7 protein-coding genes are annotated in these 7,890 nt (G+C 77.4%); 5 read left to right on the top strand and 2 right to left on the bottom strand.

Going from position 1 to position 7,890, the window contains the following annotated elements; translation table 11 throughout:
- The first annotated feature begins 338 nt into the window (after positions 1-338).
- The 3 genes from ACQRUO_RS37510 to ACQRUO_RS37500 all read left to right on the top strand — a co-directional run bounded on the left by ACQRUO_RS37510 (position 339) and on the right by ACQRUO_RS37500 (position 3,855).
- The gene (locus tag ACQRUO_RS37510; protein WP_428320660.1) at positions 339-2,642 is read left to right on the top strand and encodes an asparagine synthase-related protein; all 2,304 of its coding nucleotides are present in this window, start codon (positions 339-341) and stop codon (positions 2,640-2,642) included.
- Positions 2,643-2,750: 108 nt separating this feature from the next.
- Entirely contained in the window at positions 2,751-3,257 is a 507-nt protein-coding gene (locus ACQRUO_RS37505) for a universal stress protein (protein ID WP_428320659.1), read from the top strand.
- Positions 3,258-3,657: 400 nt separating this feature from the next.
- Positions 3,658-3,855, top strand: coding sequence for a hypothetical protein (locus ACQRUO_RS37500; protein ID WP_428320658.1), 198 nt, complete (start codon positions 3,658-3,660; stop codon positions 3,853-3,855).
- Positions 3,856-3,927: 72 nt separating this feature from the next.
- On the opposite strand, the gene ACQRUO_RS37495 is transcribed toward ACQRUO_RS37500, so the two are convergent.
- The gene (locus ACQRUO_RS37495) at positions 3,928-6,237 is read right to left on the bottom strand and encodes a CRISPR-associated endonuclease Cas3'' (RefSeq protein WP_428320657.1); all 2,310 of its coding nucleotides are present in this window, start codon (positions 6,235-6,237) and stop codon (positions 3,928-3,930) included.
- 187 nt (positions 6,238-6,424) lie between these two features.
- Here ACQRUO_RS37495 and ACQRUO_RS37490 point away from each other — a divergent pair, with 187 nt between their 5' ends.
- Positions 6,425-7,114 carry a DsbA family oxidoreductase gene (locus ACQRUO_RS37490; RefSeq protein ID WP_428320656.1) on the top strand — a complete coding sequence of 230 codons (690 nt, stop codon included), beginning with the start codon at positions 6,425-6,427 and terminating at the stop codon, positions 7,112-7,114.
- A gap of 82 nt (positions 7,115-7,196) precedes the next feature.
- Here ACQRUO_RS37490 and ACQRUO_RS37485 read toward each other — a convergent pair whose 3' ends face one another.
- Complete coding sequence (locus ACQRUO_RS37485; protein ID WP_428320655.1) at positions 7,197-7,688, bottom strand: NPCBM/NEW2 domain-containing protein; 492 nt, start codon at positions 7,686-7,688, stop codon at positions 7,197-7,199.
- 10 nt (positions 7,689-7,698) lie between these two features.
- Here ACQRUO_RS37485 and ACQRUO_RS37480 point away from each other — a divergent pair.
- The coding region (locus ACQRUO_RS37480) for a hypothetical protein (RefSeq protein ID WP_428320654.1) at positions 7,699-7,890 on the top strand (192 nt) is incomplete at its 3' end.

The raw sequence follows: 7,890 nt of genomic DNA, 5'->3' as shown, positions 1-7,890 counted from the left end.
GGCCCGGGCCGTGGAGGGGAAGGCCCGGACCCGCGCGGCACTCCACCGGGCGCCGGGGACGAGGACCCGTTGGTGCGGAAACCGCGCCCCCGATGTCCCGAATCTCCCGTCCCTCCCCAGAATCACCCGAACTCCCCGACACCCCACGGGCATCCGCGATCCGCCCCGCAGTGGCAGCATGTCCCCAGGGCCCGTCCGACCATGCCCACCGCGCGCTGACCCGACGCGGATCGTCGGACCGGCCCCGGCCCGCACCCGCTCCGCCCCGGCGCACCCCGCTGTCCGGTCGCGCGGCGTCCCGCGGGTCCCAGGGACGGTCCACACCCGGTGGAGGCGCGATGCGGTGGCTGGCGGGCTGGAGCGGCAGCGTGGCCAACACCCGGACCGCCACCCGCCGGCGGCTGCCCGACCCGGGCACCGGCGCCGCCCTGCAACAGGCGCTCAACGCGCTGGCCGCCGTCCGGCCGCTGGCCGCGACCCCGCTGTGGACCGGCCCCGACCCGCTCTGGGCGGTCGGCGACTGGCGGCCCGCGGAACTGCGGCAGGCCGTGCTGCACCCCCACAGCCGCCACCCCGAGGTGACCAGCGGCGCGCAGGGCGCCGACCTCGGCCAGGACACCGAGGCCGTGGTCCGGCTGCTGGTGGCCGGCCCCTGCGGTGCCGCCGACCACGAGCTCGCCGCCGGCCTGGTCGCCGCCCGCGGCGGCGCGGTGCGCCACCTGACCACCTGGCCCGGCAGCTACACCGTGGTGCTGCGGATCGGCACCCGCAACACCCTGCTGCTCACCGACCTGGCCGGCCTGCAACCCGTCTTCCACACCCCGTGGTGCGGCGGCACCGCCTACGCCACCGCGGGCCTGCCGCTCGCCGACCTGGTCGGCGCCCCGGTGGACACCGGCCACCTGGCCGCCGCCCTGGCCTGCCCCGAGTCCCCCGAGGCGCTCGGCACCGGCACCCCCTACCTCGGGGTGCACCGGGTGCCGCCGGGCCACACCCTGGCCGTCCGCGGCGGCCGCCCCCAGCTGAGCGAGTACGACGACGAGGGACTGCCGGGCAGCGTCCCGCGCCAGAACGGCGGCGAGGCGCCGGCGGTACGGGAGTTGACCCGCACGCTGCTGGAGGCCGTCCGGTTCCGGGTGCGCAACGCGCCGACCGTCCCCGGGCCCGGACCGCAGCGGGCCCGGATCGGCGCGGACCTCTCGTACGGCACCGCCTCCACCGCGCTGGCGCTGCTCGCGGCCGCCGTGCCGATCAGTCCCGCACCGACTGCGCCGGCCGCACCGACCACGCCCGGCGCCTCGGCCGCGCCGCACGACCCGGCCGCCCTGGCCGAGCTGCCCGGCCGGTCGGCCGACCCGGCGCAGCCTGCAGAAACGGTCCCTCGCACCGGCGCCACCAAGGGCTCCTGGGTGCGCGCCGAGGCACCCGCACCGCCCGAGCCCGAACTGCTCGCCGCCGTCACCGTCCGCGAGTCCCCGCGCACCACCCCCGAGGCCCCGCACGACCCCGCCCGCCCCCGGCTGCGCCACACCGTGCTGGCCGCCACCCCGCAGACCCTGCCCTACGCCGAGCTGGCCACCGGGCCGCTCACCGACGAGCCCGGCCGCGCCCTGGTCATCGCCCCCGCCACCGCCGCCCGGCTGCGCGCCGGCGGCACCGACCACCTCACCGGGCACGGCGCCCGCCAGGTGCTGGACGGCCACCCGGCCCGGCTCGCCGACCTGATCCGCGAGGGCCGCCAGCGCGAACTGCTGCCCCCCGTCGCCGCGCTGGCCGGGGTGGACCGGGCCATCGCGGGCACCCTCACCGGGACCGTCCGCACCCCGGTCAGCGTGCTGCGCGCGGCCCGCCGGCTGGCCCGCGGCGGGTACGCCGAGGCCCTGGACGACGCCGCCGTGCAGCTGACGGCCCGTCGCGGGCGGGTCAGCCCGGACGGCCGACCGGGGGCCGGGCTCACCGCCGGCGCCTCCTCGGTGGCCGACCTGAGCTGGTGCGTCCCCGGCCCGGCCGCCCGCTACCTCTCCGACGACGCGCGCAGTGCCGTGGCGCTGCGCCTGCGGCTCGCCGCCCGCGGCCCCGAGCCCGAGCTGCACCCGGGCGTGCGCCGGGCGCGGCTGGCCCTGCGCCACCATGCCGCCGCCTACCGCACCCTGGTGCACGCCGCCGAGCAGCACGGCCAGCGGGTGCACGCGCCGTTCTTCGACAACCGGGTGCTGCGCGCCGCCCGCCTGCTCCCCCCCGACCTGCGGCTGCAGCCCGGCGCTCGACCCGCCCTGCTGCGCGCCGTGCTGGCCGGCGCCGGGCGCGCCGACCTGCCAGCCGACTGGGGCCGCACCCCGCGCCCCGACCGCGCCGAGGCCGCCCGGGCCGGGCTGCGGGCGGCCGCCGACCCGCTCGCCGAGCTCTTCCGGGCTCCCCTGCTGGCCGAGGCCGGCCTGATCGACCTGCCGGCGGTGCGCCGCGCATTGCAGCTGGCCACCGATCCCTACGCCGACCTCCCGCCGGGCGCCCTCGACGGCCTCGCCGACCTGGTCGGCGCCGAACTCTGGCTGCGCCGCTTCGAGGCCCGCCGGCACGGCTCCTGCTGGACCGGACTCCCGCTGCCGCAACGCCGCGCCCTGGCCGGAGCACGCTTCGCCTGAGCCTGCCGGGCTTTGCGGCGGCGGTGACGGATCATCCCTCTGACGCCACGTCAGCACCCCGTCGGCGCGTCCGGTCAGCCGACGCCCCCAGCCGCAGGAGGTCCACCGGTGACCAGCCCCGCTCTCCTCCCCGTCGCCACCACCCCGCCCGGCCCCCCGCTGCCGCCCGGCGTGCTGGCGGCCTGCGACGGTTCCGACGGCTCCCTCTGGGCGCTGCACCGGGCGATGGCCGAGGCCGAGCGCTTCCAACTGCCGCTCTACCTGCTCGGCGTGGTCGACCCCGCCCCCGGCGGCTACCCGCCGGGCCTGGCCGAACTGGTCCAGGAGAGCACCGAGCGCCTGACCGCCGGCATGGCCGACGGCCTGCGGCGCGCCGTCGGCACCGTGGAGCGCGCCCGCGACCGCCCGTTCGCCGGCCCGCTCTCGCTGCACGTCGCGCTCGGCCAGGTGGTCGACGTGCTGCTCGCCGCCACCCCCGGCCAGCACACCCTGGTCCTCGGCACCCGCGGCAACGGCGGCTTCTCCCGCCTGCTCCTCGGCTCCGTCAGCACCGCCGCCGCCCACCACGCCGCCTGCCCGGTGCTCCTGGTCCCGGCCCCACCGGCGGGGGAGTGACCGGCGGGAAAGTGGCCTGCGGGGGAGTGAGGGGCCGCCGCGGGCGGATCCTGATCGCGGCCGACCGGGAGGGCAGCGCCGGTCGGGTCCCGCTGGGCGGGAGCTCGGTCGGTAGCCGGGCAGAGATTGTCGGACTGGCGGGCAAAGGCAGTCGCGGTAGCTCGTAAAACGCTGCCAAATGATCATCAGCTGTCGTCAAACGCAAATCGTGTTCGTGACGTTGACGGATTACCTACCCACCGTCAACCTGGGTCCTGACGCCACATCTGGACATTCGGGAATGGGCGAAAGGCCGGCGGCAGGCCGACCGGTTGGGCGCCATCCTGGTCCGGTGTTTCTTCCGGCATCCGCCGAAGTGCGCGCAACTCGCCGACGCCCTCCGTCGATTGGCTCATCCCACATGACCGAACAGCAGGAAATCGAGCAGACCGACCTCACTGGGTTCGCACACGAGCTGGTGGCCTGCGTGCTGCTGCGGGCGGGGGAGGACGAACCGGACTTCCCCAATGCGCCGCACCGCGCGGCGGCCTACGTGGTCTCGATCGCCGCCGTGGTGATCATTCTCGGTCTGCTGCTGGTCCTGCTGCCGCCATTCTGAGCTGTTGACCGGTCGTCCTCGACCACTCGTGGACGGCCGGTCGAGCGCCCGGCGAGCACCGTCCGGGCACCGTCACGCCGGCCCCGACGGCACCGGGCCGTCGTGGCGGCCGCTGGAGCGCCAGTCGGCGAGCCGCACCAGGGACTCCAGGTAGGCCAGCCGGAACGGGCCGAGGTCCGCGCGGTCCCGCAGCGCGGTGGCCCGGGCGGTCCACTGGCCGTCCGGCCGGAAGGCATCGGTGCGCAGCACCTGCGGCGCGAAGCGCTCGCCGGTGGAGAGCACCACCTCCGGGGTGCGGTCGCCGTCCTCGACCCCGAGCAGGCGCGGTGCCTCGTCGGGGCCGGGCCGGGCGGCGAGGCGCACCTTCCCGTGGTGCGCGGCGGCCAGGTAGGTCACCAGGAAGTCGGTGCCGTCCGCCAGCAGCATCAGGGCGCTGACCAACTCGTGCCGGAAGTACGGCCGCTCGGAGACCCCGGTGTTGAACGGGGCCTTGGACTTGGCCAGCAGACCGGCCGGCGGCTCCCCGCCGCCGGCGTGCACCCGGCGCTGGAACACCTCGTGGCACTTGCCGAGGTCGTGGTACCGGGCGGCGCGCACCACGGCCTCCCGCAGCTCGGCGCCGATCGGTTCGCCCAGTGCGGCGAGCAGCGCCTCGGCCTCCTCGGCGGTCTCCTGCAGGTGCTGGTCCAGGCCGACCCACGAGGTGCAGGCGAAGGCCCAGGTCGGCGCGGGCGGTCCGCCGGCCACCGTCACCGGGGTGCGGTCGGTCGGGGACCACCCGACGTCCGGCAGGTAGCCGCCGCCCGCGGCGTCCAGCAGCACGATCATGCCGGGGCGCAGGTCCGCGGGGGTGGCCCGGCGCCAGTGGCCGTCGCTGCGGTCGCGCAGCCAGCCCCGCTCGGCGAGCAGCGGTGCGAGCTCGGTGAGCGGGACCGGGCAGAGCTCGGCGCGGCCCGGGTCGGGCTCGTCCGCGGCGGGACCACCGGCGGGGCCGGCGGCGGTCCCGGCCGGCGTGCCGGGGGCGTCGGGGGCCTTGGGGGCGTTTTCCGGGGCGGCGGGCTCGGTCGCCCAGTCCCGCCAGGCGACCAGCGCCGCCGCGTCCGCCACGGCCCCGGTCCAGCGGTCGACCGTGGCCCGGCCCTGCTCGGCCGTCGCGGTGTCGAACAGCTCCAGCAGCTCGGCCAACGCCGGCTCCGCCGCGGGCGCCCGGTCCTCGGTGATCGGCGCCGCGAAGAGCTGGTCCGCCCGCACCGCCTCCCCTTCGCGCGCGGTCAGCCAGGCCCGGACCGCCGGGTCGCCGCCACCCTCGGGCGGGCTGCACCAGAACAGGTCGCCGCCCTCGGGGTGTTCGCCGTACCGGTTGCAGCGGCCGGCCAGCCGGACCAGCGCACTCCACCCACCCGGTTCGGTGACCACGGTGCGGCCGGACAGTTCGAGCTCGGTGGCCACGGCCGGGGTGGCCACCACCAGGTCGCCCGGCTCGGGCCGGTCGGCGGCGCGGTGGTGGGGGTGCAGCAGCACCGGGGCGGGGCGCGCGGCGGTGCCGTCGGCGGTCGCGGCCAGGGCCAGCTGGAGGGCGCGGGCCCGGGCCGGGGTGTGGACCACCACCAGGGTCCGGGTGCCGGGCCGGTGGGCGGCCCGGACCGCGCGGGCCAGCTCCGTGGGGTAGGGGTCGGTGGCCGCGAGCGACAACCGCCGGATCCGCCGCACCGCGGCCGCCCCCGCCCAGTCCCCCTCGGCCCCCGCCGCCGGGTCGACCGCCAGCAGCGGCCCGTCCACCCCCCGGCCGTCCTGGGTCGAGCTCAGCCAGAGGGTGGCGGTCGGTGCCGCCGTCCCGAGCCGATCGCGCCAGCGCTGCAGCCGGACGGCGGTGGCGACGGCCGCCGGGTCGAACAGGTGCAGCTCGTCGAAGACCCACTGCGCGTCGTTGTGCAGCACCGCGAAGGAGACGGCGGCGATCCGGGTCCGGTCGGCGTAGCCGCGCATCAACGCCCGGCTGAGCAGCAGGTCCTGGGTCCCGACCAGGATCTCGGTCCGCTCCGGGTGGCGCCGCCAGCCGCCCTCCGGGGCGGTGGCGCCGGCCAGCAGGTGCAGCCCGACCCGGTCGGTGAGCTCCAGCCGGACCAGCCAGTCGCGGATCCGGTCGGCCGTGGGTCGGGCGAGCGCGCCGGTCGGCAGGACGAGGACCAGGCGGCGCGGGGTCCGCTCGGGCGCGCCGATCAGCCGGCGGTACAGCCAGGCGAGCACGGTGCCCGTCGTCTTGCCGGCGCCGCTCGGGGCCTGGAGCAGCCCGGGCAGGCCCTGCTCGGCGAGTCGGCACTGGAAGGGGAGCGGCGGCCGGCCGAGTGCCGTCGTGACGAACTCCTCGAACGTGTCCGCCATGGCCACGACTCCCCTCGGTCGGCCTCACACCCTAGCCAGTGCGGCCGACGCCCGCACCGGGAAACGGACGCCCGCACCGGGAATGCCGAGTCGGACATTTCGGTTCACTCTGCTCGTCCGGTCCTCATTTCGTCCGGTCCTCATCCCAGCCGACTTCCATCTGATCAACGACAGGAGCCGTTCCGCCATGAAGGTCGAGATCTACAGCGACATCGCCTGCCCCTGGTGCTACATCGGCAAGCGCCGCTTCGACCAGGCGCTGGCACGCTTCGAGGGCCGGGAGGCGGTCGAGGTCGTGTTCCGGCCGTACCAGCTGGTCCCGGACGCGCCGGCCACCGCCGGCCCGCACCGCGCCTGGCTCGCCGAGCGGTACGGGCCGCAGTCGCGGGCGATGGACGACCGGGTCACCGAGCTGGGCCGGGCCGAGGGGATCGCGTACGACTTCGACGCCGCGCTGCACGCCAACACCTTCCTGGGCCACCGGCTGCTGCACCTGGCCGAGGCCGAGTACGGTGCCGCCGTCCAGGGCGAGCTGAAGGAGGCGCTGCTCAAGGCGCACTTCAGCGACGGGGTGGACGTCGGCGACCGGGCCGCGCTCACCGAGGTCGCGGTGGCGGCGGGGCTGGACCGGCAGCGGGTGGTCGACTACCTGGCGGGCGAGGAGGGCGCCGCCGAGGTGCGCGAACAGCTCGCGCAGGCGCGGGAACTGGGGATCAGCGCGGTGCCCACCTTCGTCTTCGAGGGCCGCTGGGCGGTGCAGGGCGGTCAGGAGGCGGAGACCTTCCTGCGGGTGCTGGAGCAGGTGGCCGCCGACCGGCAGGCCGAGGCGGGCGGTGCGGACGACGCCGCCTGCGCGGACGGGGCCTGCGCGGTCTGACCGGTGTTCCGGGCGGTCCGACCGGCGGCGCGGGCGGTCGGACCGGTGGTGTCGGCGGCGCTGAGAGCCGGCACCACCGCCGTCAGCAGGTGACGACCGCGCTCGCCCAGTCCGCGATGTTGCCGCCGGTCCACCAGCCGTCGACCGGGGTGACCACCAGCCGGATCCGGTGCTGCCCGGTCAGCGGGACGTGCACGGTCACCGGCTGGTCGCCGGCCCGCAGTGCGGGGGAGGACCAGAGCGACTGCCCGTCGTCCCCGGTGACGGTGAACCGCACCGCCCCCGGCGCCACGGTCAGGTCGTCCAGCCCGGCCACCGCGTCATAGGCGGTGCAGGCCCGGTTGAGGTCGACCGTCACGGTGGACGGCGCGTGCATGCTGATCCCGTGCGGGTAGCGGTCACCGGCCAGCCAGAGGTCGCCGCGCTGGAGCAGCCAGCCGCTGCTGTCCCGGCGGTCGATGGACGGGCCCGGCGGCGGTACCCGGTCCGAGCCCTTGCTGAACGGCAGCTCGTCCATCCAGTAGCCGGTGGTCGCCGGCAGGGTCGGGACCGGAGTCGGCAGCACGGTAGGCACCGGGCTCGGCGTGGGCACCACCGGGGTCGGGACCACGGGCGCAGGGACCACCGGCGTGGGCACCGGCGGCAGGCTCGGCGACGGCAACGGCGGCAGCGTGGGCGACGCCGGCACGGGCACCGGGCTCGGCGGCGGGGGCGGGGTGGGCCGCACCGGGGTGGGCGCCGGCGGGGGCGTCGGGCGCGGCGCCGGGAGATCGGAA

The sequence above is a fragment of the Kitasatospora sp. LaBMicrA B282 genome (genome assembly GCF_050325825.1).
Lineage (GTDB): Bacteria > Actinomycetota > Actinomycetes > Streptomycetales > Streptomycetaceae > Kitasatospora.
The sequence above is the reverse complement of the archived record's forward strand: the minus strand, read 5'-3'. Positions and strand labels throughout refer to the sequence as shown.

Coding starts and splice junctions, on each gene's coding strand:
- ACQRUO_RS37510 (WP_428320660.1), top strand. CDS start 339: ATGCGGTGGCTGGCGGGCTGGAGCGGCAGCGTGGCCAACACCCGGACC.
- ACQRUO_RS37500 (WP_428320658.1), top strand. CDS start 3,658: ATGACCGAACAGCAGGAAATCGAGCAGACCGACCTCACTGGGTTCGCA.
- ACQRUO_RS37495 (WP_428320657.1), bottom strand. CDS start 6,237: ATGGCGGACACGTTCGAGGAGTTCGTCACGACGGCACTCGGCCGGCCG.
- ACQRUO_RS37490 (WP_428320656.1), top strand. CDS start 6,425: ATGAAGGTCGAGATCTACAGCGACATCGCCTGCCCCTGGTGCTACATC.